Annotated in this window: 24 protein-coding genes; 1 reads left to right on the top strand and 23 read right to left on the bottom strand. The window is 63.4% G+C overall.

Annotation, left to right across the window (positions count from 1 at the left end; translation table 11 throughout):
- Positions 1-20: 20 nt before the first annotated feature.
- Complete coding sequence (locus tag C1A13_RS07445; RefSeq protein ID WP_101550643.1) at positions 21-1,211, bottom strand: ABC transporter permease; 1,191 nt, start codon at positions 1,209-1,211, stop codon at positions 21-23.
- Positions 1,201-2,304: an efflux RND transporter periplasmic adaptor subunit gene (locus C1A13_RS07440; RefSeq protein ID WP_172439208.1), complete on the bottom strand. Its 1,104-nt coding sequence runs from the start codon at positions 2,302-2,304 to the stop codon at positions 1,201-1,203. The genes C1A13_RS07445 and C1A13_RS07440 overlap by 11 nt, the downstream gene beginning before the upstream one ends.
- A 210-nt stretch (positions 2,305-2,514) precedes the next feature.
- Here C1A13_RS07440 and C1A13_RS07435 point away from each other — a divergent pair, with 210 nt between their 5' ends.
- Entirely contained in the window at positions 2,515-2,700 is a 186-nt protein-coding gene (locus tag C1A13_RS07435) for a hypothetical protein (protein ID WP_101550639.1), read from the top strand.
- Here the strand turns inward: C1A13_RS07435 and radA are convergent.
- From radA to uvrA, 21 genes are all read right to left on the bottom strand, one after another.
- The gene (gene radA, locus C1A13_RS07430) at positions 2,674-4,059 is read right to left on the bottom strand and encodes a DNA repair protein RadA (protein WP_101550636.1); all 1,386 of its coding nucleotides are present in this window, start codon (positions 4,057-4,059) and stop codon (positions 2,674-2,676) included. The two genes, C1A13_RS07435 and radA, sit on opposite strands and share 27 nt — an antisense overlap.
- A 15-nt stretch (positions 4,060-4,074) precedes the next feature.
- A complete protein-coding gene (locus tag C1A13_RS07425) occupies positions 4,075-4,827 on the bottom strand; it encodes an N-acetylmuramoyl-L-alanine amidase (RefSeq protein ID WP_242970828.1) in 753 nt (250 codons plus the stop codon).
- 50 nt (positions 4,828-4,877) lie between these two features.
- Complete coding sequence (locus C1A13_RS07420) at positions 4,878-5,648, bottom strand: HAD family hydrolase (RefSeq protein WP_101550632.1); 771 nt, start codon at positions 5,646-5,648, stop codon at positions 4,878-4,880.
- A complete protein-coding gene (locus C1A13_RS07415; protein WP_101550630.1) occupies positions 5,645-6,568 on the bottom strand; it encodes an RluA family pseudouridine synthase in 924 nt (307 codons plus the stop codon). Before C1A13_RS07415 ends, C1A13_RS07420 begins: the two co-directional genes overlap by 4 nt.
- Entirely contained in the window at positions 6,561-7,064 is a 504-nt protein-coding gene (gene lspA / locus C1A13_RS07410; protein WP_101550628.1) for a signal peptidase II, read from the bottom strand. Before lspA ends, C1A13_RS07415 begins: the two co-directional genes overlap by 8 nt.
- 71 nt (positions 7,065-7,135) lie before the next feature.
- Complete coding sequence (gene ileS / locus C1A13_RS07405; RefSeq protein WP_101550626.1) at positions 7,136-9,934, bottom strand: isoleucine--tRNA ligase; 2,799 nt, start codon at positions 9,932-9,934, stop codon at positions 7,136-7,138.
- 44 nt (positions 9,935-9,978) lie between these two features.
- Entirely contained in the window at positions 9,979-10,725 is a 747-nt protein-coding gene (locus C1A13_RS07400) for a DivIVA domain-containing protein (protein ID WP_101550624.1), read from the bottom strand.
- Positions 10,726-10,768: 43 nt separating this feature from the next.
- Positions 10,769-11,530: an RNA-binding protein gene (locus C1A13_RS07395; protein ID WP_101550623.1), complete on the bottom strand. Its 762-nt coding sequence runs from the start codon at positions 11,528-11,530 to the stop codon at positions 10,769-10,771.
- Positions 11,530-11,979: a cell division protein SepF gene (locus C1A13_RS07390; protein WP_101550622.1), complete on the bottom strand. Its 450-nt coding sequence runs from the start codon at positions 11,977-11,979 to the stop codon at positions 11,530-11,532. The genes C1A13_RS07395 and C1A13_RS07390 overlap by 1 nt, the downstream gene beginning before the upstream one ends.
- A 21-nt stretch (positions 11,980-12,000) precedes the next feature.
- A complete protein-coding gene (locus C1A13_RS07385; RefSeq protein ID WP_101550621.1) occupies positions 12,001-12,729 on the bottom strand; it encodes a YggS family pyridoxal phosphate-dependent enzyme in 729 nt (242 codons plus the stop codon).
- Positions 12,710-13,936, bottom strand: coding sequence for an HlyD family efflux transporter periplasmic adaptor subunit (locus C1A13_RS07380; RefSeq protein ID WP_101550620.1), 1,227 nt, complete (start codon positions 13,934-13,936; stop codon positions 12,710-12,712). The genes C1A13_RS07385 and C1A13_RS07380 overlap by 20 nt, the downstream gene beginning before the upstream one ends.
- A 21-nt stretch (positions 13,937-13,957) precedes the next feature.
- On the bottom strand, positions 13,958-14,203 hold the full coding sequence (gene hfq / locus C1A13_RS07375) for an RNA chaperone Hfq (RefSeq protein WP_101550618.1): 246 nt from the start codon (positions 14,201-14,203) through the stop codon (positions 13,958-13,960).
- Between the two features lie 86 nt (positions 14,204-14,289).
- Positions 14,290-15,243, bottom strand: a complete 954-nt coding sequence (gene miaA, locus C1A13_RS07370) for a tRNA (adenosine(37)-N6)-dimethylallyltransferase MiaA (RefSeq protein ID WP_101550615.1) — start codon at positions 15,241-15,243, stop codon at positions 14,290-14,292.
- Between the two features lies 1 nt (position 15,244).
- On the bottom strand, positions 15,245-17,194 hold the full coding sequence (gene mutL, locus C1A13_RS07365) for a DNA mismatch repair endonuclease MutL (protein ID WP_101550613.1): 1,950 nt from the start codon (positions 17,192-17,194) through the stop codon (positions 15,245-15,247).
- A gap of 20 nt (positions 17,195-17,214) precedes the next feature.
- Positions 17,215-19,818, bottom strand: coding sequence for a DNA mismatch repair protein MutS (gene mutS / locus C1A13_RS07360; RefSeq protein WP_101553212.1), 2,604 nt, complete (start codon positions 19,816-19,818; stop codon positions 17,215-17,217).
- A gap of 47 nt (positions 19,819-19,865) precedes the next feature.
- Positions 19,866-20,273, bottom strand: coding sequence for a YlbF family regulator (locus C1A13_RS07355; RefSeq protein WP_101550612.1), 408 nt, complete (start codon positions 20,271-20,273; stop codon positions 19,866-19,868).
- A gap of 34 nt (positions 20,274-20,307) precedes the next feature.
- On the bottom strand, positions 20,308-20,778 hold the full coding sequence (locus C1A13_RS07350) for a pyridoxamine 5'-phosphate oxidase family protein (RefSeq protein WP_101550610.1): 471 nt from the start codon (positions 20,776-20,778) through the stop codon (positions 20,308-20,310).
- Positions 20,779-20,797: 19 nt separating this feature from the next.
- Positions 20,798-22,213, bottom strand: a complete 1,416-nt coding sequence (gene miaB / locus C1A13_RS07345) for a tRNA (N6-isopentenyl adenosine(37)-C2)-methylthiotransferase MiaB (RefSeq protein ID WP_207654184.1) — start codon at positions 22,211-22,213, stop codon at positions 20,798-20,800.
- 126 nt (positions 22,214-22,339) lie between these two features.
- Positions 22,340-23,542, bottom strand: a complete 1,203-nt coding sequence (locus tag C1A13_RS07340) for an FprA family A-type flavoprotein (RefSeq protein ID WP_101550608.1) — start codon at positions 23,540-23,542, stop codon at positions 22,340-22,342.
- A 65-nt stretch (positions 23,543-23,607) separates the two neighbouring features.
- Entirely contained in the window at positions 23,608-23,766 is a 159-nt protein-coding gene (rd, locus tag C1A13_RS07335; RefSeq protein ID WP_101550606.1) for a rubredoxin, read from the bottom strand.
- A gap of 110 nt (positions 23,767-23,876) precedes the next feature.
- Positions 23,877-26,693 (bottom strand): excinuclease ABC subunit UvrA, encoded by a 2,817-nt coding sequence (gene uvrA, locus C1A13_RS07330; protein ID WP_101550604.1) that lies wholly within the window; start codon positions 26,691-26,693, stop codon positions 23,877-23,879.
- Positions 26,694-26,707 lie beyond the last annotated feature (14 nt).

The raw sequence follows: 26,707 nt of genomic DNA, 5'->3' as shown, positions 1-26,707 counted from the left end.
GTTCCACCGTCCCACAGGTCTTATTCGGTGCGCAGGGCGTCCACCGGGCGCAGACGCGCGGCGACCGTCGCTGGGTAGACGCCGAACACCATGCCGATGCCGACCGTAAGCGCGACGCTCACAGCGATGAGCGCCGGGTTCACCGACATGGCCACCCCGATGAGGGCGCAGCCGGCCCAGACGAGCGCAAGGCCCGCCGCCACTCCCATGATACTCCCGATCAGCGAAATCGTAAAGGCCTCGATCAGGAATTCGAGCAGGATGGTCCGGCGGGTCGCGCCGATCGATTTTTTGATGCCGATCTCGCGGGTGCGCTCGTTGACCGACACGATCATCACCGTCATGATGCCCAGGCCCGCCACCACGAGCGACACCGCCGCAATCGCCGAGAGCACGATGGTCACCACGCCGAGGAGGTTGTCAAGGGTATCCTTCTGCTTGGAGATGTTCTCCGCCTTAAAGCCGCGCTCGATGTTGTGGAACCGGTTGACCGACGCGCTGAGCTGCTCGGCCGCCGCATCGATGTCCGCCGAGTCCCGCAGGGTGACGGCGATCTGTCCGAAGGAGTCCTCCCCCGTGTACCGCTGGACGGTCGTATAGGGCAGGTACGCGAAGGAGGGGATCACGTCCCCCACCATGTTTTGCAGGATGTTGCCGCCCGACGAGGCGATCCCGACGATCTCAAGGCGCACATAGCTGCCGCCGATCATCGCGTCAAGGGATTTCCCGACGACGTTGTCCCGCTTGTAGAAGAGCTCGGCCACGTTGCTGTCGATCACGCAGACGTCCGCCGCCCCGGCGATGTCCGCTGCGTCCAGCATCCGCCCGTATTTCGGCGTGAGGGAAATCACCTGGTTTTTCCCGTCGTCCACCCCCCACAGCACCGCGTTGGCGACCAGCCCGCGCATCCGGATGCTGCTGTAGCTCACGACGATCGGCGTGGCGCTCTCCACCTGCGGGCTTTTGCGGAGCAGCGCGAGGTCCTCCTCCCCCATTTTGAGGCTGGTAAACTTTTTGTCGGCGCTCACCGTGACGCTGCCGAGCCCCAGCGAATTGAGCTCGTCGGTGATCGCGCCCTTGCCGATCTCCCCGATCGAGCCGATCAACACGACCGAAGCCACGCCGATTGCGATGCTTGCGATCGTCAGGAAGCTGCGGAACCGCTTACGCCCGAGATTGCGGATGCTGCACACGAAGCTGTCAAAGAACATCCTGACGCTCCCCCCTCTGCAGGTTTACTAGGGCGCCTTCCTTCCCCGCCGCTGACGCGTCGGCAAGCAGCACGTCCGCGGGGCCGAGCCCTTCGGTCACCTCGACTCCCTCGAGCAGCTCGACCCCCGTCTGGATATTCCGCCGCACGGCGCGGGAGCCCTCCGCCAGGTAGACGTATTCCACGTTGTTTTCGTCCTGCCGCACCGCCTCATACGGCACCGTCAGCATCGTGCGCCGGGTGTCCGTGACGATCTCCGCGCGCGCGGTAAAGCCAGCCTTGAGGTCGTTATCCGGGTCGTCGATCGCGATCTCCACGTCGACCACCGTCTCCTGCGCGGTACCGCCCGTCAGCTTGCGGGCCACCGGGGCGATCTTCCGCACGTGCCCCGTATATTCCCGCCCGGGAAAGCCGGTGCCCGTAATGACGGCCGGGTCCCCGACCTTCACGTCCGAAATGTACGACTCCCCCACCGTGACCATCGCAGCGAAGCTGCCGGTGTCGGAGATGGTGACGACCGGCTTCGCGGTCCGGGAGAGCACCCCGCTCTTGATGCCCACCTCGGTCACGACGCCGTCCATCGGCGCGGTGATCGTCTCGGGGACGTAGAGGTAGGGGTTCTGCTCGACCGGGACGCCTCCCGCCGCCTCATAGACCTCCTGGAGGCTGCCGAGGTCCAGCCCCGTGCCGAAGGCGGAGGATTGCAGCGCCGAATAAAGACCCGCCAGATCCGCCGTCTCCTGCGAAATCGCACCCGCCGCCATACCCGAGACGAGGCTCGAGGCGGGGATGCTCTGTTCCAGCACGCTCTTGGTGGTGTCCGCGTCGATGACAGCAAGCACCTGGTCCTGCCGCACATAGTCGCCCACCGAAACGTTCACCGCCTGCGCGATGACCGGCGTGTCGAGGTAGACCTCCCGCACGTTCTGCGCTTCGATGGTGCCGGTGGCGTTGATGCGCTTCTCATAGAGCGTCTCCCGCGGTGTGATGCACGCCACCGTCGGCACGGCGCGCAGGACAACAAGCGGCGCGGCCGCGGCCGCGCCGAACGAGCCGGCGGCCAGCAGCAGCGCGGCGATACGTTTAAAAATCAATGGCGAAACCCCCATCACGGACGAACATCCGGTCCAACTTCATCAAAAATTACGAAGTTAGTGTTCGTCCGCGACGGGGGTTTTATTCTCCGCGCCCGGAGGATTTGCCGTGCTTAATCGGCGCGGAAATGGTGATACTAATGGCTGCCGCACCGCTGCGGAAACGGCGCGGCGCGCAAATGAAGAATCTGTGTTTGGAGTGTGAGTTTCATGGCAAGTCCCAAGGAACGAAAGGTGCGGCTCATCCCCTGCGACAAGGACTGTTACTACCAGCAGCAGGGCTACTGCTCGCTCGACGACATCAGCTACATCACCAGCTGCGACGGAAACGGATGCGGCTACTTTACCCGCACCGACCCCTATGCCGAACTAACGGATGACCGCGATGGCCTGTGAAAGATTCTGCACCCCGATCAGGTTGAGCCCGGGCATCCCGCGCAGGTCAATCTGCTTCACGCAGTGCTTGGGCACCACGCAGGTGGTGAACCCGAGCCGGTAGCTCTCGCTGACCCGCTGCTGGATGCTCCCCACCGCGCGCACCTCCCCCGCGAGTCCCACCTCGCCGAAGGCTGCCAGATCGTCCGGCACGCTCTTGTCGAGCAGGTTGGAGATGAGCGCCATCGCGACCGGGAGGTCCGCGGCGGGCTCGTCCAGCCTGAGCCCGCCGACCACATTGATGTACGCGTCGAGATTTCCGAAGAAATACCCGCAGCGTTTTTCCAGCACCGCGATGAGCAGCGCGGCGCGGTTGTAATCGAACCCCGCCGCCTGCCGCCGCGGATTGCCGAATCCCGTCTTGGAGACGAGCGCCTGCACCTCCGCGAGGATGGGGCGCGTCCCCTCCATCACACAGGCCACGCAGGTCCCGGACACCCCCTTCGGGCGGCCGGAAAGCATCATCTGGGAGGGGTTCGGGACCTCCCGCAGGCCGTCCTGCGCCATCTCGAAGACGCCGATCTCGTTGGTCGAGCCGTAGCGGTTTTTGACCGCGCGCAGGATACGAAAATTCTGCTGGCGCTCCCCCTCGAAGTAGAGGACCGCGTCCACCATGTGCTCGAGCACCTTCGGCCCTGCGATCGCGCCGTCCTTGTTGACGTGCCCGACGATGAACACGGGCACCTCCATGCTCTTGGCAATGCCGATGAGCACCTGGGTGCACTCGCGGATCTGCGTCACGCTGCCCGCCGACGAGGTGAGCGCGGCAAGGTTCATCGTCTGGATCGAGTCGATCATCACCATGTCGGGCGACAGCCGCCGCACCGTCTCGAGCACGCTTTCGATGTCGGTCGTGGCGCAGATATAGAGGTTGTCGCTCGCAACGCCCAGCCGGTTGGCGCGCAGCTTGAGCTGGCGCGCGCTCTCCTCCCCCGATACATAGAGGATTTTGAGTCCCTCGCAGAGGTACTCGCAGATTTGCAGCAGCAACGTCGACTTGCCGATGCCCGGGTCGCCCGAGAGCAGCGTCACCGAGCCCGCGACGATCCCGCCGCCGAGCACCCGGTCGAGCTCCCCGACGCCGGTGACGTACCGCTGGCTGTCGTCCGACGAAATCTCCGAGAGCTTTTTCACCGTGCTCTCCCGCACCGCGGGCGCGCTCCCACCGGCCGAACGGGACTTCGCCGACGAGACCTGCTGGCGCACCTCCTCGGTCATCGAGTTCCACTCGCCGCAGTCGGGGCAGCGCCCGTACCACTTGGCCGACTCGTAGCCGCAGCTCTGGCAGACGTAGACGCTCTTATTTTTGGTTACAGCCATCCTTCACATTCCTTTTTATTCGAGTTCCCGGTAGACCGCCGTCTCCGCCGGAGTCTGAAGTCCGAGGTATTCCGCCGTCGAGGAGAAGATCGCAAAGGCGATCTTTTTCTGATAGTCCGCGTCGATCAGCTTGTAGGCGTCGTCCGGATTGGAGAGGAACCCGCACTCGATCAGCAGCGCGGGCATCGGGGCGTTATAGATGAGGTAGACGCTGTCCCCGCAGGGCTTATACTGTCGGGTGTTCTCCGGCTGAAGCATCTCCACCATCCGCCGCTGGGTGATCTTCGCAAGCGCCTCGCTCTGCGGATTTTTCGGCCCGTAGAAGACCTGCGCGCCGAAATACTGAGACTGCGGGAACTTGTTCTGGTGGATGCTCAGCAGGATGCAGTTGTCGTAGCTTTTCGCAAGCTCGAGGCGGTTGTGGATGTCCGAATTCTTCCGCTTGCGGATGGTCGTGAGCGACGGGTCCTCGAGCGTCTCGTCGCTGTCCCGTGTGAGCACCGCGTCGAACCCGTTCACGGTGAAGAGGTCGTAGAGCTTGCGGGCAATCGAAAGGTTCAGATCCTTCTCGACGATCCCGTCCACGCCCGTCGCGCCCCCGTCGAAGCCGCCGTGCCCCGCGTCGATCACGATGGTGGGCAGCTCCTGTTCCTCCCCGGCAAAGACGGGCGTGACCGCCATGATCTCCGACACCGAATGTACCATTAGGGAAACCGCCGCCAGCCCGAAGAGCAGGACCGCCGCGGCAGTCGATTTTTTCCATTTCATGCGCATCCCCCCGCTCCAATCTATGCGGAGGGGACGGGGCATTATGCCGGTCAGCGGCGTTCGAGCGCTTCGATGAGGTCGGCGAGCGCGCCGTCCTCACAGCGCCCGAAGATGCCCCGGCAGAGGTAGCGCACCGCGTCGGGCGCCTCGGCCGTGGTGGCGGCAAAACCTGCCGCCGCGAGCATCCCGGCGTCGTTGTAGTAGTCCCCCATCGCGACCGTGCGCGCGGGAGGGATCCCAAGCAGGTCCATCAGCTCTATCAAGGCCGTCCCCTTTTCAGCTTCGGCGGGCAGCATTTCGACAAACGGACGGCCCGTCCGGAAGAACCGCACGTCCTTCCAGCCCTGCGCATTGCCGAATTCCTCGACCCGCGCGGTCCATTCGCAAGGCATCGCCATGACCGCCTTGAGGAAGGGGCCGCGCGCCTTTGTAAGCGCCTCTTCGAGGATCGGCATGTTTTCCCGGCCGAGATATTCGCGGACATAACCGGTCCCGGAGAGCGCGACGATCTCCCGCTCCCGCATCAGCGCGGACAGGTAACCGGCATAACTGTCGGGCAGTTCATGCGCGCGGAGCACCTTTTCGGCGGCGAAATCATAGATCGCGCAGCCGTTGTAGAGGATGCAGGGCGCGTTCACCGGAAGCTGCTCCACATAGGGGCGCGCCGAGGCGATCGAACGCCCGGTGGCGACGGAAAACCTCCCGCCGGCGGCGGTAAACCGCCGCAGCGCCTCGATGTTGCGCGGCGGGATGGGCGCGGGAAAGTTCATCAGCGTCCCGTCGATGTCGCTGACGAGCAGCAGATCGGAAAGCTTTGTCAAGGATGGTCCCCCCTCAGGCTGTCGAGAAACGCGGTGTAATAAGCGGGAAGCCCGCTTGTGAACTCGAGATATTCCCCTGTGCGCGGATGGATAAAACCGATCGCGCGGGCGTGCAGGCACTGCCCGCTGAGCCGCGCGATCACCTTTTTCGGCCCGTAAACGGGGTCCCCCGCAACGGGATGGCCGATGTGCGCCATGTGCACGCGGATCTGATGGGTGCGCCCCGTCTCGAGCCGCAGCTCCAGATCGGTAAACCCGGTAAACCGCTCCCGCACCCGGTAGTGGGTCACGGCGGGGCGGGAGTTCCGCTCGGTCACGCACATCTTCTTGCGGTCGGAGGGATTCCGCCCGATCGGCGCGTCGACCGTTCCCTCCCCGGTGGAAAAGCCGCCGTAGACGACGGCGTTGTAGATGCGTGTAAAGCTGTGCGCCTTGATCTGCTCCGCGAGCAGATTGTGGGCGAAATCGTTCTTGGCGACGATCAGAAGTCCGCTCGTATCCTTGTCGATCCGGTGGACGATCCCCGGACGGATGACGCCGTTAATCGACGAGAGCCGCCCGGCGCAGTGGAAGAGCAGCGCGTTGACGAGCGTGCCGTCCCAGTTGCCCGGCGCGGGATGCACGACCATCCCCTTGGGCTTGTCGACGACCAGCAGGTCGTCATCCTCGTAGACGATGTCGATGGGGATGTCCTGCGGGACGACGTCGAGCGGCTTTGCGTCCGGCACCTCGACGGCGAGCTCCTCGCCGCCCCGCAGCCGGTAGTTTTTCGCGACCGCCTTCCCGTCCGCGAAGACGGCGCCGTCGTCACACAGCCTCTGCACGACCGAGCGGGAGAGATCCTCCGCCGCCCCGGCAATCCAGCGGTCGACCCGCTCCCCCGCGTCCGCCTCGTCGGCGGCGAAATAGCGCTTATTCAACGCTCCCGCCCTCCGGGGCTTCCGGAGCGGGCGGGACCTTTTTGTCCCTGCCCTCGAGGAAGAGCAGCCAGACCGCCAGCAGGATCGTCCCGACGACCACGCAGCAGTCGGCAAAGTTGAAGACCGGGAAGTGGAAGAGCGGCGACACGTCGAGATAGTCGACGACAAACGCCCGGAAGATCCGGTCGATCAGGTTGCCGAGCCCGCCCGCGACAATGAGCCCCACGCTCCACATGGCGAGCTTATGGCGGATTTTTCCGCTGACGAGCAGCCATACGGCCACCGCGATGACCGCGAGGGTGACGATGGAGAGGAGCCCCACCCGCCCCTGGAAGATGCCGAACGCGGCTCCGCGGTTCTCCACGTAGGTCAGTTGGAGAAGGCCGGGGATGAGCGTCACCGACGGCGCGCCGGGCAGGGCGGCCAGCACCCACAGCTTGATGAGCTGGTCGGCGAGCACGAGCAGCGCGGACACGATCAAAACAATTGCTGTCATAAAATGTCCTCCAACAGAAATTTGCGGCGCTTAAAGGAATTTAAGCGCCGCAAACTGATTTCTAACCGTGTTTAACCAACGATCCCGGCGCAGCGCGCGCAGAGCTCGGGATGCTTCGCGTCGGAACCGACCGTGCCGCTGTAAGCCCAGCAGCGCGGGCAGTGCGCCCCGTCCGCATGGGCGACGGTGACGGAAAGCCCTTCGACCGCGCCCTTGAACGAGCCTTCCCCGCCCCGTTCGAGCGAAACGGCGGAGACGATGAAGACAGGCGCGAGTTCGTCCATGACCGAGGCGAGGAAATCATAGAGCTCCCCGTCGCAGTGGAGGGACACCTTCGCCTCGAGCGACTTGCCGATCGTCTTGGCAGCGCGGGCCGCCTCGAGCGCGCCGAGCACGTCGTCGCGCACCAGGTGGATGCGGTCCCACTTCTCCATGAACGCCTCGTCGACCATGCCGTCGACCGCCCTGGGCATCTCGTTGAACATGACCGAGCCGGCGTCATAGCCGGAGTCGGCGGGCAGATAGCTCCAGATCTCCTCCGCGGTGAAGGGAATGATCGGCGCGATGAGCAGCGTGAGCCCACGCAGGATCGTGTAGATCGTCGTCTGCGCGGCGCGGCGGTCGGCCGAATCGGCCGCCTCGACATAGAGGCGGTCCTTGATCACGTCGAGGTAGAAGTTCGACATATCGATCGTGCAGAAGTTGTGGAGCGCGTGGTAGATGATGTGGAATTCAAACCGGTCGTAGGCCCCGGCGCACTGCTTCACGAGGTCGTTGAAGCGGGAGAGCGCCCACAGGTCGAGCCCGGACAGCTTCTCCTTCGCAACGAGGTCCCGATTGGGATCGAAGTCGGAGATGTTGCCGAGGATGAACCGCGCGGTGTTGCGGATTTTGCGGTAGACCTCGGAAAGCTGCTTTAAGATGTCCTTGGAAATGCGGATGTCCGCGTGGTAATCGGCGGAGGCGACCCACAGGCGCAGGATATCCGCGCCGTACTGGTCGGTGATCTCGCTGGGCTCCATGCCGTTGCCGAGCGATTTGGACATCTTGCGGCCCTCGCCGTCGACCACCCAGCCGTGGGTGCAGACGGTCTTGTAGGGCGCGACGCCCTGCCACGCGACCGAGGTCAGCAACGACGACTGGAACCAGCCGCGGTACTGGTCGGTGCCCTCGAGGTAGAGGTCGACCGGCCATTCCAGGCTGGGATTGTCGTGGATGACCGAGGCATAGGACGTGCCGGAATCGAACCAGACGTCCATGATGTCGGTCTCCTTGGTGAACTCCTCGCTGCCGCAGTATTTGCACTTGGTGCCCTTGGGCAGGATGTCCTTCGCGTCGGTGGTGTACCAGGCGTCCGAACCCCCGTGCGTGCGGAAAAGCTCCGCGACGGCGGCGATGCTCGCCTCGTCGACATGGTATTTGCCGCATTTTTTGCAGTAGAAGATCGGGATCGGAACACCCCAGGTGCGCTGGCGCGAGATGCACCAGTCGCTGCGGTCGCGGACCATGTTGATCATGCGGCCGCGGCCCCACTCGGGGATGAAGTTGACCTTTTCGATCTCCTCCACCGTCTGCTCCTTGATGTCGTCGACCGAGCAGAACCACTGCTCGGTGGCGCGGTAGATGATCGGCTCCTTGCAGCGCCAGCAGTGCGGGTACTGGTGGATGATCTTCTCCATCGCGAAGAGGTTGCCGGTGGATTCCAGCTTTTGGGCGATCGCCTTGTTGGCGGCGTCGGTCGAAAGGCCCGCGAACTCGCCCGCGAGCTCGGTCAGCTTGCCGAACTTATCGACCGGCACGACGACTTCGATCTCGGGATAGTGCTGCGCGCAGACGTCGAAGTCCTCGACGCCGTGGCCGGGCGCCGTGTGGACGCAGCCTGTGCCGCTCTCGAGCGTGACGTGGTCGCCAAGGATGACCGGCGACTGCCGGTCGAGGAAGGGATGCTGGTAGGTGATATACTCGAGTTCCTCGCCCAGGCAGACGCCGAGAATCTCGTAATCCTCGATCTTGGCCGCCTTCATCGACGACTCGACCAGCTCCTTGGCCATGACGTAATATTCCCCGCCCGCCTTCACGACGCAGTACTCAAACGCCGGGCCGACGCAGATGGCCATGTTGCCGGGCAGAGTCCAGGTGGTCGTGGTCCAGATGACAATATAGGTCTTGGAGAGATCCTCCGCGCCGAGGCGCGCGAGCACACCCTTCTTGTCGTCGACGACATTGAATTTCACATAGATCGAACGGCAGGGGTCCTCCTCGTATTCGATCTCCGCCTCGGCGAGCGCCGTTTCGCATTGAGGGCACCAGTAGACCGGCTTGAGGCCCTTGTAGATATAGCCCTTGTTGGCCATCGCGCCGAAGATCTCGATCTGGCGCGCCTCGTATTCGGGCTTCAGCGTCAGGTAGGGGTTGTCGTAGTCCGCGAGGGTGCCCAGGCGCTTGAATTCCTGCTTCTGGTTCTCGACGAAACGCAACGCGAAATCGCGGCACACCTTCCGGAGTTCGACCGGGGTGATGTCGCTCGAAACGCCCAGCTCCTTAATCGCCTTGAGCTCGATGGGCAGGCCGTGGGTGTCCCAGCCGGGGGTATAGGGGGCCTTGTATCCGGACAGGTTTTTCTGGCGAATGATGATGTCCTTGAGCACCTTGTTGAGCGCGGTCCCGAGGTGGATGTTCGCGTTCGCATACGGCGGGCCGTCGTGGAACATATAGAGCGGCTTGCCCTCGTTCTTTTCGATCATTTTGTCGTAAAGGCGCTCACGATCCCATTTTTCGACCATGCCGGGTTCTTTCTGCGGCAGCCCGGCCCTCATCGAGAAGTCGGTCTTGGGAAGGTTTAATGTTTTGCTGTAATCCTGTTCGGACATTGGGCTGTTCTCTCCTTGTTTTGTCTATTTCATCTTGACGGAAATTATTTCCTGCGCTTGTCGTCGTCGCGCTTGATGTCGAATTCCTTGCCGAATTTGAGCGGGCCGAACCGCGATTCCCGTTTGGGCGCGGGCGCCGGGTCGGATTCGTAGGCGTCCTCGCTGTATTCAAGGCGCTCCTCCGAATAGCTCAACGGGGCGTCCACCGGCAGCGGGATCGCATACTCGTCCACCGGCTCGACGGGAGGCGGCAGCTCGTCGACAGGCTCCTCAAAGACGGGCTGCTCCGGCTGGGGCTGGGGTTCCGGCTGCGGGGCGCTCTTCTTCATCGCCGCTTCCACGATGTTCTCGTCCACGGGGATGGAACTGATGAGCTCCAGATGCTGCTTATAGACGAGCTGCAGCTTGCTCTTGAAGGTCGCGACCTCCCGCTGCAGCCGGACGAAGCCCTGCTGCTGCCGCTCGATCTCCTTCTTGGCGTTCTCCACGAGCTGCACGGCCTGCGCCTCGGCGTCCTCAAGGAGCGACTGCGCCTTGGCCTTGGCCTCCCGCACCACGCTGTCGCCCAGCTTCTGGGCGCCGAGCAGCGCCGCGCGCAGGCTCTCCTCGTCTTCCTTGTACTCCTCGAGTTTGTCCGCGAGAACCATCATCTTCTTTTCCAGGTCCCGCTTTTCCTCTATCAGTTCACCGATGTCGCTGGCAATCTGCCGCAAATAGCTGTCGACTTCCTCCGCGCGGTAGCCCCGCCCCTTGGAAAACTGCTTGTTCGCGATCTCGTTTGGATTGAGCACAGTGGAACATCCCCCTTATATCATTCATCGGAATCGTACCGGATCATACATATTTTTTGCAGAGCAGGTGCAGCCGCCCCTTTTTCGTCTCCGAAAGCACCTGCGCGACCAGATATTTCCCATAGCCGCGGACGCTCAGCACGTCCCCCTCGCAGAGCATGCGGGAGACCTCCTGTTCGGGCGCGCCGTTGAGGGACACCGCCCCCGAGCGCACCGCCTGCGCGGCCTTTTCGCGGGAGAGGTGGAGCAGCGCCGCGGCCACGCAGTCGAGCCGCAGGGCGCTCACATTGATGGGGACGTCGGCATAGCGGTACAGCGCCGGCAGCGCATCGGGAAGCCCCTCCCGAACCCTGACGCCGCAGCGTCCGACCTTGGCAAGCTCATTCAGGACGACGGGCGCGACCGCATCGGTCACGAAGCAGACGGCGAGCCCCTCCCCCATGAGGATGTCCCCCACCGCCTCCCGGCGGATCTCCAGCCCCGTGAGGGAGCCCAAAATATCCCGGTGGCCGATGGGGTCCTCCGCCCGGAAGGTGAGCGTGAGCGGGACGATCGGGAACGCCGCCTCGTCCGGCTCCTCGTAGGGGGCGAAAACGCCGAGCATCACCCGTTCCCCGCCGGGATGCCCGCCGAAAAACGAGTGATTCGGATACGCGCAGGACGCGGCCGCCCGCCGCGCCAGCGCGAGCTGGTGCATGTCCAGGAAGCCGGTGAAGCGCGTCACGTATTTTTGCTGCGCTATGGTAAACAGGTCAAGGATGTGGGCGGTGAACGCCTGGTCCTGCCTGTCCGCCGCGAAAGCCATCAGAAGAAGACGCCGTTGCTCTCGAGCTCGTCGAGCAGGTCGCCCATGATGTCGACATTGTAGGGAGTGATGATGTAGGTGCTGTTGGCGACGCGCTTGATCTGGCCGTTGTTGGCGTAGGCCACGCCCGAGAGGAAATCGATCAGCCTGCGGGAGACGTCCTTATTGGTCGACTCGAGGTTGAGCACGACGGTGCGCTTGTCGTTGAGGTGGTCCGCCACGGCGGAGGCGTCGTCAAACCGCTCGGGCTTTACGAGCACCACCTGAAGCTGGGTGGTCGCGTGGATGTTGACAACCTTGTTGCCGCGCTTCTCTCCGTGCACCGCGGGCTCCTCGCGGACGGGATCGGGGCGGGGATTGTCGTTGGAGATGAAATCCACGTCCTCGTCCTCGTAGTACTCGTCCTCCGGAATCCCGATGAAGTTCTTGAACTTATCCATAAGTCCCATAAAAACATCCCTCTCAGTTTCTCATTGATGGCCGGCATAGGCCCTGCGCCCAAACAGCGCGGTTCCAATCCGAACAAGGCTGGAGCCGTGCTTGATTGCCAACAGGTAGTCGTCCGACATCCCCATAGACAAAAAATCCATACTGATATTATCTATTTTTTTCTGCCCGATGTCAACAAATAGTTTATACAAACTGGAAAAATAACGTTCTCTTTCGAGATCGTTTTCGCAGACCGGCGGGATCGACATCAGTCCCCGCACACAAATCCCGCCAACCGAGGAAACCTCTTCCAGAAATTCCGGAAGCGCTTCGGGCGACACGCCGGATTTTGTCAGTTCGCTTCCAATATTTACTTCCACGAGGCAGTCCATCTTTTTCCCGAGCTTTGCGCACTGTTTTTCGATCTCCCGCGCGAGCGGGAGGCTGTCCAGCGACTGGATCATCGTCACCTTGTCCGCGATCTGCCGCACCTTGTTGGTCTGCAGATGCCCGATGAAGTGGATCTCCACCCCGTCCTTCCGGTAGTCGTCATATTTGGAGAGCAGCTCCTGCGCGCGGTTTTCCCCGAGCAGCCGCACCCCCGCGCCGATCGCCTCGTTGACCCGCGCGGCCTCGACCGTCTTGGTCACCGCCATCAGCCGCACGTCCGCCGGGTCCCTGCCGCATTTCGCGCAGGTCTCGGCTATACGCTCGGTAATATCCCTCACCGTCGCGGCGACGGCCCCTTCGTCAGGCCGGTTTTCCATCATAAAGCTGCGCCCCCTCGATGACCACATCGTCATATTGCTGGAGGCAGTCGGGCTCGGCCTCGGGATTGGCTTCCCGGCAGACCACGAACCCCGCCCCCTCGTAGAGCACGTCCACCGGGCGGAAGGCGAGCTTTTCGCCCCTGATGATGTAAACGCCCTTCTGGATGCCCTCGAACCGGATGGCCGAGCTGCTCACCCGCAGCCCGGAGATGGATTTGAATTTGACGTCCGCCTGCGCGGTGCGCAGGTTTACGAGCGCCTCGTTGATATAGTCGCTGCGGAAGACGACGACCGCGCCGCCCTTCTCCTGGTCCTTGTTGACGTTCCACACCACCGCCTCCACCGGGCTTGTCCCGCTGAGGTGGAAATCGAGGGTGACGAGCGCGCCCTCCCGGTATTTGGAGACATCCTCCTCCGGGACGGCGGCGGCAAAGTACCAGTTGTGGCCGAGCATCAGCTTGCCCACCCTTGTGGAATTGGTCTTGACCGGCGTGTTCATCAGCCGGGCCAGATCGTCCGGGAGCAGCTCGTCGAGGTTTTCAAGGTCCGCCTTGCCCTCGAGGCCGTCGATCGTCCGGATGAAATACCCGGGGCGCGGGGCCGTGATCGTCTCGGGCTCCTCCTTGATCTGGGAGGAGTAGTACCGCTCCTCCGATTCGAGCCGCTCGATCTCGCCGGCAAAGCTGCTCTGCTTTCCGGTCGCGACCTGCTTGGTGTTGAGCAGCAGGAGCAGATTGTCCGCCCCGCCGGAAATCTGGGAAAAGCTGTTGCCGTCCACCTGGCGGATGATGCCGCCCAGTTCGCTGAAAATCTGCCGGTTGAGCACATCGGTGTGCGCGTAGGAGGTGGTGCCGGGGTCCTGCGCCTTTTCGAGCTGTTCCCGCTGGTGGGAGAGTTCCCGCACCATCCGCACGTTTTCCGCGTCCTTCTCGCTCCGGTAGACCTCGGCGATCGCGGTGCCGTTGGAGACTTTGGTGCCGTCGCTCGTCAGGTAGGTCGCCACGCCCTTGCCGATCCAGTCGTCAAGCAGCTGTTCCTCGCGCAGGGCGATGCCCGTGATCCCGGCGGTTTCCGCGACCGTGTAGGTATACACCGTCTCGGTTTTGTACTGGGAGGTGAAATACCGCCACGCCTGATAGCCGACGTAGCTGAGCAGGAAAAGCGCGAGCAGCCCCATCACGAGCCTTTGGGTCAACGTATTTTTCATATCCGGTGTTCCGCCTGATTTCTATTCGTTCTCTTTGTCGCCCTCGACCGACTCCAGGATGCTGATCGTCTTGGAGGGAATGATCGTGGAAATCGCGTGCTTGTAGACCAGGTTCTGACGCCCCTCGCAGTCGAGGATGACGGTGAAGGAGTCGAAGCCGCGCACGACCCCCTTGAACTGGAAGCCGTTGGTCAGGTAGATTGTCACGGTGATCTTCTCGCGGCGGGCCTGGTTGAGGAAAACATCCTGTAGATTCAGCTGTTTCATGGTACCTCCCCTGTTGCAGAGCAACAAAATCAGTGTTGTGTCCGTTTTCTCTTTCTGTATCGTGTCTTTGCTTTCAGAATATTATATCACAAAAGAATGCTGTTGTGAACCAGTTCGGCCGCCTTTTGTGCCAGCTCCGCGGGGGAGGAAAACTCGTCCGCGCAGAGCCACCGGATGCGTCCGTCCCGCCGAAACCAGGTGAGCTGCCGCTTGGCATAGTTGCGGGTGGCCTGCTTGAGCCGCGCCACACACTCCTCAAGCGGCGCCCGCCCCTCCAGATAGGGCTGCAGCTCCTTGTAGCCGATCGCCTGGCGGGCCGTCCCGCCGTAGCGGCGGCTGACCTCCCGCGCCTCGTCGAGCAGGCCGCGTTCCATCATGAGGTCGACGCGCCGGTCGATCCGCTCGTAGAGCTTTTCGCGGTCGCGAAAGCAGATGCCGAGCATGCAGGGCTCATAGCGCGCGGGCGTGAGCCGGGAACGGCGCTGGTGCTCGCTCATCGGGATCCCCGTCACCCGGTAGACCTCCAGCGCGCGCAGCACCCGTCCGAGGTTATTGGGGTGCAGCTTTTCCGCGAGCGCGGGGTCCACCCCGCGCAGCTCTTCGAGCATCGCTTTGCCGCCGCGCTCCCGCGCCTGCGTTTTCAGTTCCTCCCGCACCTCCGGCGAGGCGGGAATCTCCCCATAGTCGAGGTTGTCGACGACCGCGCCGATGTAGAGCCCCGTCCCCCCGGCGAGGATCGGCAGCCTCCCCCGCGCGGCGATCCCGTCGATCGCCGCGTGCGCAAGCCGCGCGTAATCCGCCACCGAGAAGGCCGCGCCGTCCGGCTCGATGAAGTCGATCAAATGGTGCGGAACCCCCTTCATTTCGGCTTCGTCCGGTTTGGCAGTCGCGATGTCCATCCCGCGGTAGACCTGCATTGAATCGGCGGAGACGACTTCCCCGCCGAACAGGAGCGCCAGCTCGACGGCCAGGGCCGTCTTGCCCGACGCGGTCGGGCCCGCCACCACGACGAGCGGGAGTTTTCCATCCTGTCTTTCCATATCAGCCCAGCCTGCCAAATTTCTTTTCGATCTCGTGCCGCCGCATACGGACGGACACCGGCCGCCCGTGCGGGCAGTGGTCCGCGTCGCCGTCCTGCCGGAGCATTTCGATGAGCTCCGCGAGGCTTGGCGCGGGGGTCCTGTCGTGCGCCTTGATCGCCGCGCGGCAGGCGACCGTGTGGTAGAAGTCCTCGAGCTGGCGCGGCAGCAGCTTCCCGCCCCCGCGCAGCAGCTTGTCCGCGCATTCGGAGACAATCCCCGCGATGTCCGCGTCCGCGAGGATCGGCGCGACCTCCCGCACCAGCACGAACCCGTCCCCGAAGTCCTCGACGGGGATGCCCGCGCCCGCCAGCAGCGAAGCGTTTTCCAGCACCGCCGCGTGCTCCTCCGGGGAGAGCTTCACCGAGACGGGGGTAAGCAGCATCTGCCGGTCCTCCCCGACCCCGCCCGCCACGATCCGGTTGAAGAGCAGGCGTTCGTGCGCGGCGTGCTTGTCCACTAGCACCAGCTCGTCCCCGCGCTCGAGCAGCACATAGGTGCCGAACAGTTCCCCGATCACCCGCGCGTTCTCATAGGGATCGGGCGGCGCGGCGGGTCCTTCCTCCGGGATACCCAAAGAGGCGGCTTCCGCCGTCTCCTTGTCAAAAAAGAGGGTCACCGGCTCGGCGTGAAAGGTGAGCGCCGGCGGCGCCGTTCCCACGGCGGGCGGCGGGCTCTCCAGCGACAGCGGCGCGTCATAGTCGGAGGGCGGCGGCACGTCTGCACCCGCGCGCACCGGCGCGGCAGGCGCGGGGCGGTAGGTGTATTCGAGCACGGAGGGGGCCCGCTCCGCCTTGAGCCGCTTTTCAAGCAGCTCCTTATATTCGCCGACGCTCAGCCGCTGCTGTGCCGGCGCGGCCTGATCCGGATTCGCCTTAAAGGGATTATACTTTACATCCTCCGCCCTGATCTCGGGCGCGAGCCTGTTCGCGCCGAGCGCCGTCTTGCAGCCGTAATAGACAAGGTCAAAGATGCTCTTTTCGTTTGCGAAGCGCACCTCGATCTTCGCGGGGTGCACGTTCACGTCGACCGCTTGGGGCGGGACCGTGAGGTTCAGCACGCAGGAGGGGTATCGCCCCACCATCAGCGTGTTGCGGTAGCTCTCCTCGAGCGCGGCCATGCAGGTCTTCGAGCGCACGAAGCGGGTGTTGATGAAGAAATTCTGGAGCCCGCGCGAGCCGCGCGCGAAGGAGGGCCTGCTGATTACCCCGTCGAGCGTGAGGCCGTTCGCCTCATAGCGGACGGGGACCGCGTTTTCGGAAAACTCCCGGCCGAGCACGCACCGCACCGCCGAGAGCACCTGCCCGTCCCCCGGCGTCTGCAGGCGCACGACGCCGTCGCGCAGGAACTTGACGGCCACGCCGGGATTGCCGAGCGCCGCCTTTTCGACGGCGGCGGCGACGCTGTTGCCCTCCGAGACGTCCTTTTTTAGGAACTTCATCCGCGCGGGGGTGTTGAAGAAGACGTCCCGGACGGTGATCGTCGTGCCGGTCGGGCAGCCCGCGTCGGAGAGCTCCCCCGGTTCGCCGCCGGAGATCGTATAGCGCGTCCCGGCGATCTCCTCCGCCGTGCGGGTGAGCAGCTCGACCCGGCACATCGCCGCGATCGAGGCGAGCGCCTCGCCGCGGAACCCCATCGTCATGATGCGGGTGAGGTCCTCCTCGTTTTTCACCTTGCTCGTCGCGTGGCGCAAAAAGGCGTTCTCCACGTCCTCCCGCGCGATGCCCGTGCCGTTGTCGGTCACGCGGATATACTGGATGCCGCCCCCCTGGATCTCGACGGTGACCTTGGTCGCCCCCGCGTCGACGGCGTTTTCCACCAGCTCCTTGACGATCGACGCGGGGCGCTCCACCACCTCGCCCGCCGCGATCAGCTCGGCGACCTGTTTGTCCAGCACGTTGATCTTTGCCACTCCGCGTCCCCCCTTTCGTCCTAATCCTTAAGCAGAGATTTCAGTTCATAGAGCTTGTTGAGCGCCTCGATCGGCGTGAGCGTGTTGACGTCCACCTGCCGAAGCGCCGCCTCGACCTCCGAGGGAATCACCGCCTCAAAGGAGATCTGCGGCCCTTCCGCGGCCGCGGCGTGCTTCTTCTTCGCGGGCGAGACCTCCTTGCCCTCCTCGAGCTGGCCGAGCACCTGCCGGGCGCGCCGGATGATCCAGTCGGGCACGCCGGCGAGCTTGCTGACCTCGATGCCGTAGCTGTCGTCCGCGCCGCCCGGCACGATCCGGCGCAGGAAGGTGAGCTCGTCCCCCCGCTTTTTGCAGGCGATGTTGTAGTTCTTGACGCCGGTCAGCTCCGATTCGAGCTCAGTCAACTCGTGGTAGTGGGTGGCGAAGAGGGTCTTGGCCCCCACATGGCGCTTGTCCGCAATATATTCTATCACGGCGCGCGCAATGCTCATGCCGTCAAATGTCGAAGTTCCCCGGCCGATCTCATCCAAAATAAGCAGGCTCTTGGGGGTGGCCTCCTTCATGATCTGCGCGACCTCGGTCATTTCGACCATGAAGGTCGACTGCCCGGACGAAAGGTCGTCCGACGCGCCCACCCGCGTAAAGATGCCGTCAACCACGCCGATCGACGCCGACGCGGCGGGTACGAAGGAACCCATCTGCGCCATCAGCACAATGAGCGCCGTCTGACGCATGTAGGTCGATTTACCGGCCATATTGGGGCCGGTGATGATCGCGATCTGCTTGTCGGTGTTGTTGAGCGCCGTGTCGTTGGCGACGAAGGGCGCGCCGTTCATCAGCTGCTCGACGACCGGGTGCCGCCCCTCGCGGATACAGATTTCATCGGAGAAGTTCACATCGGGGCGGCAGTAGCCGTTCGCCTGCGCGACCGCGGCCAGCGCGCAGTAGACGTCGAGCCGCGCCACCGCGGAGGCGGTGGCCTGCACTCGGTGCAGCTCCGCCGATACGGCCTCGCGCACCTCGTCGAAGAGCTTCGCCTCCAGATAGGTGATCCGCTCCCCGGCGGTGAGGATTTTTTCCTCGAGCTCCTTGAGCTCCTGGGTGATGTAACGCTCGCCGTTCGCAAGCGTCTGCTTGCGGATATAGTCGTCGGGCACCATCGACAGGTTGGATCTCGTAACCTCTATGTAGTAGCCGAACACCCGGTTGTAGCCGATTTTGAGGTTCCGGATGCCGGTGCGCTCCTTCTCCCGCGACTCGATCTCCACAAGCACCTGCTTGGTGTTGTGCACAAGGGAGCGCAGGCCGTCCAGCTCCTCGTCGAAGCCCTCCTTGATGACGCCGCCGTCCTTAAGCGCGATGGGCGGCTCGTCGACGACCGCGCGGGAGAGGAGCCCGCAGACGTCCTCGAGCGGATCGATCCGGTCGTGGACCTCCTTCAGATAGGCGCTCGCGCAGCCGGCAAGCCGTTCCCGCAGGCCGGGCAGCGCCCGGCAGGTGAACTCGAGGGATTTAAATTCGCGCGGCGTGGCGTTGCCGTAGATGACGCGGGTCATCAGCCGCTCGAGGTCGAAGATGCCCGAAAGGGCGTCCGCGATGTCGCAGCGCAGAATCGTGTCGTCCACGAGCTCCTCCACCGCGTTGAGGCGCTTATTGATGGCGGCGGGGTTCACGAGGGGCTTGTCGAGGTAGCTGCGCAGCAGCCGCTTGCCCATCGCGGTTTTGGTCTTGTCCAGCACCCAGAGCAGCGTTCCGCGCTTTTCGCCCGTGCGCATCGTCTGGGTCAGCTCGAGGTTGCGCCGCGCGGTCAGGTCCAGCACCATGTACTGCTCGGGGTTCACATAGCCGACGTCGGTGATCCGTTCGAGCCCCTTCTGCTGCGTCTCATAGAGGTAGGAGAGCAGCGCGCCGAGCGCGCGGGCCGCGCTCTCCTTCCCCTCGAGCCCCAGTTCCTTCGGTTCCCTGGAAAAGTGCCGTTCAATGAGCGCTTCGGCCTCCCGCGGCTCGAACCGCTCGGAGTCGCACAGGTCGGCGACGCAGTGGAGCTTCTCCTTGATAAAGGAGGTGACCTCCTTCTTGTCGAGCAGCCCGTCGTTAAAGATGATTTCGCTCGGGCTGTACCGCCCGAGCTCGTTGATCAGCTCGCCCTGCGCCCCCGCCTCAAACTGGGAGACAAAGAGCTGGCCGGTCGAAATATCGGCGCAGGCCAGCCCCCAGCCGCCCGCGTCGCAGAGGATGCAGGCGATGAAATTATTCGTGTCCTCCGAGAGCATGTTGCTCTCGATGAGGGTCCCCGGCGTGACGACGCGGATGACGCTGCGCTTGACGACGCCCTTGGCGTCGGCGGGGTTTTCCATCTGCTCGCAGATGGCCACCTTGTAGCCCTTCCTGATGAGCCGCGAGATGTACGCGTCACACGCGTGGTAGGGCACGCCGCACATCGGGGCGCGCTCCTCCTGCCCGCAGTCCCGCCCCGTCAGGGTGAGCTCGAGCTCCTTTGACGCGAGGATCGCGTCGTCGTAAAACATCTCGTAGAAGTCGCCGAGCCGGAAGAAGAGGATGTGGTCCTTGTGCTGTTCCTTTACGGCGAAATACTGCTGCATCATCGGGGAGAGCTTCTGCATATCAACGTTCATCCGCGCCGACCTCCGGTGGTTATTTTGTCAGTGGTTCAGTGGCAGCCGGAGCAGGAGGAGCAGCTGCCCGAGCATCCGCCGCTCTTCTGTTCGATCTGGTCGGGGTCCTCGCCGTCGAGGCTCCCGCGCAGGATCTGCATGACGAAATCGACCAGCCCGTCGACCTCGTTTTTGGCGTCGTTGTAGGCGCTCATGTTCTTGTTCGCCATGATCTGCGCGTAGAGCTCCTTGACCTCGCCGTTGATCGCCGTAATCTTCTCCTGGTCCTTCTCGCTCTTGTTGATCTCCCCATTGAGATCGATCCGCTTGAGATTGAATTTGCCGATGAGCGACTGAAGCTCCTCGTCCGAATCGTTCATCTGCTGCGCCACCATGAGGCGGAGATACCGCTCGTCCTGCTGAATCGCCTTTCCGAGCTGGCGTGCCGTTGCAATAACATCCATTGTTTTTTCCTCTGCTTTCTATTTGAAATTATATTTATGCGTGTTCCTTGCAGGAGAGGGTCTCCACCTCCAGCTGAAAAACACAGACCGCGTTGAGCATCGCGTCGGGGAAATCCCAACCGCCCTTTCCCGTGCTGTGGAGCATGACCGCCTGCAAGGCGGCCCGCTTTTCCTCCGGGGCCTCGATGACCGAGACGCGCCCCGTCCCGACGACGCTCCGGTAGCGGGCGGAGTTCCTGCACGCGACCTCCGCCTCGATGAGCTCGTAGCCGGTATCCAGTTCGAACCCGGCCCGGGGGGACCTCAGGATGCAGTCCATCTTCCGGCCCTCTTTGGCCCCGTGAAAATAGAAGGTCCGTTTTCCCTCTTTTTCATCATAACCAAAATCGAGCGGGACGATGTAAACCTCCCCGTTGTCATAAAAACCCAGCCTGCAGCAGTGGCAGGCGCGGATGATCGCGTCGATCCGCTCCGGATCGGTCACTTCCCTGTCTTTCCTTCTCATGGTTCCTCCCCGCCTCCTGTCACGCCAGGCTTCCGAAGAGCGCCCAGTTCAGCGCGCGCTCGATCTTGACGTTCACAAACCGGCCGATCGCCTCGCGCGGGCCGGTGAATTCGACGATGTCGTTGCTTTCCGTGCGCCCGGAGAGCCAGCCCCCGCCGGAGCGGCCCTCCCCCTCGGCGAGTACCCGCACCGTGCGGCCGACCATCCCCGCCTGGATTTCCCCGCGGATTTCGCTCTCCGCGTCGAGCAGCTCGCGGAACCACCGGGATTTTTCCTCCGCGGGGACCGGGTCGTCCATCAAGGCGGCCTTCGTCCCCGTGCGGGGAGAAAAGAGGAAGGTGTAGAGGGTGTTGTAGCGCACCCGCCTCACCAGCGCGAGGGTCTCCTCAAAGTCCTCCCGCGTCTCGCCGGGAAAGCCGACGATGATGTCGCTCGAAAAGGTGACGCCGGGGATCGCCTCGCGCGCGTAGTCGATGAGTTCGAGGTAGCGCTCCGCCGTATAGCGGCGGTTCATCGCCGCGAGCACCCGGTCGCTGCCGCTCTGCACCGGCAGGTGGATGTGGCGACAGACCTTTTCGCTCGACGCGATCGCATCGATCAGCTTTTTCGTACAGTCCTTCGGGTGGCTCGTCATGAACCGCAGCCAGAAATCCCCCTCCACGGCGTCGACGCGGCCGAGCAGGTCGGAAAAGTCGACCGGATCGGAAAGCCCCTTGCCGTAGGAGTTGACGTTCTGGCCGAGCAGGGTGATCTCCCGGTAGCCGGAGGCGGAAATCTCCCGGGCCTCCCGCAGCACGTCCTCCGGGTTTCTGCTGCGCTCCCGGCCGCGCACATAGGGCACGATGCAATAGGTGCAGAAATTGTCGCACCCGTACATGATCGGCAGGTTCGCCTTGATGGCGCCGTCCCGGCGCAGCGGCAGCCCCTCGATAATCTCCCCGTCCCCCGGCGCCACCGAAAACTGCCGCCGCTCCCCCGAAAGCCACCGGAAGAGCAGCTCGGGCAGCGTGTGCAGCGCGTGGGTGCCGAACACGAGGTCGACGTAGGGGTAGCTCGCACGGATCCGTTCCGCGACCGCCTGCTGCTGCATCATGCAGCCGCAGAGCCCGATCAGCATGCCCGGGCGGGCGCGCTTGACCTTTTTGAGGGCGCCCACGTTGCCGAACACCCGGTCCTCGGCGTTTTCCCGGACCGCGCAGGTGTTGTAGATGACCAGATCCGCGTAACTTGGGGAATCGGTGAAGCCGTAGCCCATCTCCGCGAGCATCCCCGAGAGCTTTTCGCCGTCCGACTGGTTCTGCTGGCAGCCGAACGAATGGACGAACGCCGCCGGGGGATGGTCGTAGCGCCGCGCCAGAAGCTCCCGCACCTGCCGGGCGAACTCCCGCTGCCGCGCGATCTGTGCGGACGATGCCGCCGCCTGTTCCGTTGCCAAAACGCGTCCTCCCCGAAATCAATTTGCATACCGTATTATCATATCATTTTCGACGGTTTTTTTCAAGGGAAGGAAACAGGAAAGGAGGGATTCCGCGGAATCCCTCCTTTCTCCTGACCGTACACGTTACAGCGACTCGCCGAACGCCTTGCCGAGTTCCCTCGCCCTGGCGAGGTCCTCCTCCGAAGGCACGAAGCAGACCTTGTATCCCTCGCCGAAGAGGCTCATCCTGAGCCCCGCGAGGCGGGCGGACAGGTTGGGCACCGCCTCGCCGCTCCAGCCGTAGGAGCCGAAGACGAGCACTGGCTTTTTCTTGTTGTTGACCGCGTCGACGTGGGCCAGCAGCATCCAGGCGGGCGGCACCGCGTCGCCGTTGATCGTCGGGCTGCCGAGCGCGAACGCGTCGGACGAATTGAGCAGCGCGGCCAGCCTGCCCATGTCGTGTTCGATGACGTCGAAGCAGTCGACCGCCGCGTCAGGCTTCGCCTCCAGGACGCCCTCGCGGATCGCGGAGGCGATCTTGCGGGTGTTGCCGTAGGCGGAGGTGTAGAAGACGGGCACCGTCAGGCGCTCGTTCTTCTGCGGCTGGCTCCACTCGGCGTAACGTTCCTTCGCGTACTCGAGGCGGCAGCCCTTTGTGAGGACCGGGCCGTGGCTGTTGCAGCAGAGCTCCACCGGCAGGTCCTTGATCTTTTCAAGCCCCGCGAGCACATAGGGCTTGAAGGGCCCGAAAATCGCGTCGTAGTAGTTTTTGAAGGCCGCCTCGTACTTGGAGGGATAGGCCATATTGTAATCGAAGGTGTAGGGCTCGCAGTAGTGCGCGCCGAGGAAGTCGCAGGAGAAGAGCGCCTTCTCCTCCTCCACCCAGGTGAACATCGAATCGGGCCAGTGGAGGAAGGGCGCGTTGATGAAGCGCAGCGTCGCCCCGCCGATGTCGATCACGTCGCCGTCCTTGGCGGCCTGCACCGAAAGGTCGCCACGGTTGGTGATGTTCTTCAGGTAGATGCTCCCCGCTTTGGACGCGATAATCGTCGCGTTGGGGATGTATTCGAGCAGCTGCGCGAGGCTGCCCGAGTGGTCGGGCTCGTTGTGGTTGAGCACCACGTAGTCGATCTTTTCGGGGTCGATCACCTCGCGGATGTTGGCCAGATACTGCTTGAAATAGGTCTTGTGGCACGCCTCGACCAGGACGTTCTTCCTGTCCCCCTTGATCAGGTAGGAGTTGTAGGACGTGCCGTAGTCGGTCGTCATGACAATGTCGAACACCCGCATGTTGGGGTTCAGGATTCCGACGGAGTAGATGCGGTCGGTAATTTTCACTGCTGCCATTTTGGTTTCCTCCTGTATACAAACGAGGTGACCATTTGACAGGTCAAATGGTCACGCGTCGTTCCTTATTCCGCTTCAAACTGCTCTTTGCCGACGCCGCAGAGCGGGCAGACAAAATCGGCGGGCACGTCCTCCCACTTGGTCCCGGGCGCGATGCCCTCCTCGGGATAGCCCTTCTCCTCATCATAGACGAACCCGCAGATGCTGCATACATACTTTTTCATGTCACAAAACTCCTTTATACCGGTTTTCAGCGGTTCCCGCTGTTTCTGCCACAAATATACCATATTGGTGTACTATTTGTAAAGCCCCAAACCGCACAAATTTGATAAATTTATAACATTTTTTTTAGGTATTGCCCCGTATAGGACTCCGGAACCTTGCAGATCTCCTCCGGCGTGCCGGCCGCGACGATGGTTCCGCCCGCGTCGCCTCCCTCGGGGCCGAGGTCGATGATGTAGTCGGCGGTTTTGATCACCTCTAAATTATGCTCAATTGTGATGACGGTATTCCCCGCGTCCACCAGCGTCTGCAAAACGTCGATCAGCTTGTGCACGTCGGCGGTGTGCAGGCCGGTCGTCGGCTCGTCAAGGATGTAGACGGTGCGCCCGGTCGGCCGCTTGGAAAGCTCGGTCGCGAGCTTGACCCGCTGCGCCTCGCCGCCCGAAAGGGTCGTGGCGGGCTGGCCGACCTTGACGTAGCCGAGCCCCACGTCGTAGAGGGTCTGGAGCTTGCGCGCGATCTTGGGCACGTTTTTGAAGAACGCGAGCGCCTCCTCGACGGTCATCTCGAGCACGTCGTAGATCGATTTTCCCTTGTATTTCACCTCGAGCGTCTCGCGGTTGTAGCGGCGGCCCTTGCACACCTCACAGGGCACGTAGATGTCCGCCAGGAAGTGCATCTCGATGCGCACGATGCCGTCGCCCTCACACGCCTCGCAGCGGCCGCCCTTGACGTTGAAGGAGAAGCGGCTGGACTTGTAGCCGCGCATCTTGGCGTCGGCCGTCTGCGCGAAGATTTCGCGGATATCGGTGAACACGCCGGTATAGGTCGCCGGGTTGGAGCGCGGGGTGCGCCCGATCGGCGACTGGTTGATGTCGATCACCTTGTCGACGTTCTCCATACCGAGGATGTCCTCGTGCCTGCCCGGCTTGACGCGCGGATTGGTGAGCTCCCGCGTCAGGCGCTTGAAGAGCACTTCGTTGATCAGCGAGCTCTTGCCCGAACCGGAGACGCCCGTCACCACCGTGAAGATTCCGAGCGGGATCTCCACGTCGATCTCCTTGAGGTTGTTTTCCGCCGCGCCGACGATTTTGAGGCTCTTCCCGTTGCCCCTGCGGCGCTCCGCGGGCACTTCGATCCGCTTGGCCCCGGAAAGGTACTGCCCGGTGATCGACCGGGGGCAGGCCTTGATCTCGTCCACCGTGCCCGCGCAGACCACCTCGCCGCCGTGGATCCCCGCGCCGGGGCCGATGTCGACGATGTAGTCGGCCGCGTACATCGTGTCCTCGTCATGCTCGACGACGATCAGCGTGTTGCCGAGGTCGCGCAGCCGCTTGAGGGTGGCGATCAGCTTGTCGTTGTCCCGCTGGTGCAGGCCGATCGACGGCTCGTCGAGAATGTAGAGCACCCCCATGAGCGACGAGCCGATCTGGGTCGCGAGCCGGATGCGCTGGCTTTCACCGCCCGAGAGGGTCCCGGCCGAGCGCGCCAGCGTCAGGTATTCCAGGCCGACGCTGCGCAGGAATCCCAGCCGCTCGCGGATCTCCTTGACCACGAGCTCGGAAATCATCTGCTCGCGCGGGGTGAGCTCGAGATGGTCGAGAAAGTCAAGCGCGCCCACGACCGACAACCGGCAGAACTCGCTGATGTTGAGCCCGCCGACCGTCACCGCGAGCACCGTATCGTTCAGGCGGTTGCCGTGGCAGACGGGGCACTCGACGCTGTTCATCCAGGTGGTGATCTCCTCGCGCATCCACGCAGAATTCGTCTCGCGGAAGCGGCGCTCGAGGTTGTTGACGATCCCCTCGAAATCGGTGTAGTAGGAGCCCTTCATCGACCCGCCCTCGCGGTGCATGAGGATCTTTTCCCCCTTGGTCCCGTAGAGCAGGACCTCCACCGCCTGTTTGGGCAGGTCCTTCACCGGCACGTCGAGGGAAAAGCCGTAGTGGGCGGCGAGCCCCTCGTAGTACATCTGCGCGATGCCGCCCTCGGCGTAGTACCAGCCGGAGGCGCGGATCGCGCCCTCCCGGATGGTCAGGCGCTTGTTGGGGATGACGAGCTCGGGGTCGACCTTGAGGAAGGTGCCCAGGCCGGTGCACTTCTCGCAGGCGCCGTAGGGGGCGTTGAAGGAGAACATGCGCGGGGTGAGCTCCTCAATGCTGATATCGTGGTCGGGACAGGCGTAATTGGAGGAGAAGGTCATCTCCTCCCCTTCCGCGTCGACGATCGCGATGCCGCCCGTCAGCCCGATCGCCGTTTCGAGCGAATCGGCCAGGCGGGAGCGGACTCCCTCCTTGATCACGAGCCGGTCGACGACCACCTCAATCGTGTGCTTCTTGTTCTTTTCGAGCTTGATCTCCTCCGAGAGGTCGTAGAGGTTGCCGTCCACCCGCACGCGTACATAGCCCGAACGCCGCGCGGCGTCGAACTCCTTGATATGCTCCCCCTTGCGCCCGCGCACGGTGGGCGCGAGCACCTGCACCTTCGTCCCCTCGGGCAGCGAGAGCACCCGGTCGACCATCTGGTCGACCGTCTGCTGCTCGATCGGCCGGCCGCAGACGGGACAGTGCGGAACGCCGATGCGCGCGTAGAGCAGGCGCAGGTAGTCGTAAATCTCGGTGACGGTGCCGACCGTCGAACGGGGGTTCTTGGAGGTGGTCTTCTGGTCGATCGAGATCGCGGGGCTGAGCCCCTCGATGCTGTCGACGTCCGGCTTCTCCATCTGCCCCAGGAACATGCGCGCGTAGCTCGACAGGCTCTCGACATACCGCCGCTGGCCGTCCGCGTAGATGGTGTCGAACGCGAGCGAGCTCTTGCCCGAGCCGGAAAGTCCCGTAAAGACGATCAGCTTGTCACGCGGAATCTCAATGTCAATATTCTTGAGGTTGTGCTCCCGGGCACCCTTGATAACGATTTTATCCAAAGCCATAGTCTATCTTCCGT

The organism is Anaerotruncus massiliensis (ex Togo et al. 2026) (genome assembly GCF_900199635.1).
GTDB lineage: Bacteria > Bacillota > Clostridia > Oscillospirales > Ruminococcaceae > Anaerotruncus > Anaerotruncus massiliensis.
This window is presented reverse-complemented; position numbering and strand designations above follow the sequence as displayed.

Coding starts and splice junctions, on each gene's coding strand:
- C1A13_RS07395 (WP_101550623.1), bottom strand. CDS start 11,530: ATGGCTTTCGCGGCGGACAGGCAGGACCAGGCGTTCACCGCCCACATC.
- ileS (WP_101550626.1), bottom strand. CDS start 9,934: ATGTCCGAACAGGATTACAGCAAAACATTAAACCTTCCCAAGACCGAC.
- C1A13_RS07350 (WP_101550610.1), bottom strand. CDS start 20,778: ATGAGAAGGAAAGACAGGGAAGTGACCGATCCGGAGCGGATCGACGCG.
- miaA (WP_101550615.1), bottom strand. CDS start 15,243: ATGGAAAGACAGGATGGAAAACTCCCGCTCGTCGTGGTGGCGGGCCCG.
- lspA (WP_101550628.1), bottom strand. CDS start 7,064: ATGACAGCAATTGTTTTGATCGTGTCCGCGCTGCTCGTGCTCGCCGAC.
- C1A13_RS07445 (WP_101550643.1), bottom strand. CDS start 1,211: ATGTTCTTTGACAGCTTCGTGTGCAGCATCCGCAATCTCGGGCGTAAG.
- mutS (WP_101553212.1), bottom strand. CDS start 19,818: ATGCAGAAGCTCTCCCCGATGATGCAGCAGTATTTCGCCGTAAAGGAA.
- rd (WP_101550606.1), bottom strand. CDS start 23,766: ATGAAAAAGTATGTATGCAGCATCTGCGGGTTCGTCTATGATGAGGAG.
- C1A13_RS07390 (WP_101550622.1), bottom strand. CDS start 11,979: ATGGGACTTATGGATAAGTTCAAGAACTTCATCGGGATTCCGGAGGAC.
- C1A13_RS07380 (WP_101550620.1), bottom strand. CDS start 13,936: ATGAAAAATACGTTGACCCAAAGGCTCGTGATGGGGCTGCTCGCGCTT.
- C1A13_RS07340 (WP_101550608.1), bottom strand. CDS start 23,542: ATGGCAGCAGTGAAAATTACCGACCGCATCTACTCCGTCGGAATCCTG.
- C1A13_RS07355 (WP_101550612.1), bottom strand. CDS start 20,273: ATGGATGTTATTGCAACGGCACGCCAGCTCGGAAAGGCGATTCAGCAG.
- C1A13_RS07385 (WP_101550621.1), bottom strand. CDS start 12,729: ATGATGGAAAACCGGCCTGACGAAGGGGCCGTCGCCGCGACGGTGAGG.
- uvrA (WP_101550604.1), bottom strand. CDS start 26,693: ATGGCTTTGGATAAAATCGTTATCAAGGGTGCCCGGGAGCACAACCTC.
- hfq (WP_101550618.1), bottom strand. CDS start 14,203: ATGAAACAGCTGAATCTACAGGATGTTTTCCTCAACCAGGCCCGCCGC.
- C1A13_RS07425 (WP_242970828.1), bottom strand. CDS start 4,827: ATGAAATGGAAAAAATCGACTGCCGCGGCGGTCCTGCTCTTCGGGCTG.
- C1A13_RS07435 (WP_101550639.1), top strand. CDS start 2,515: ATGGCAAGTCCCAAGGAACGAAAGGTGCGGCTCATCCCCTGCGACAAG.
- radA (WP_101550636.1), bottom strand. CDS start 4,059: ATGGCTGTAACCAAAAATAAGAGCGTCTACGTCTGCCAGAGCTGCGGC.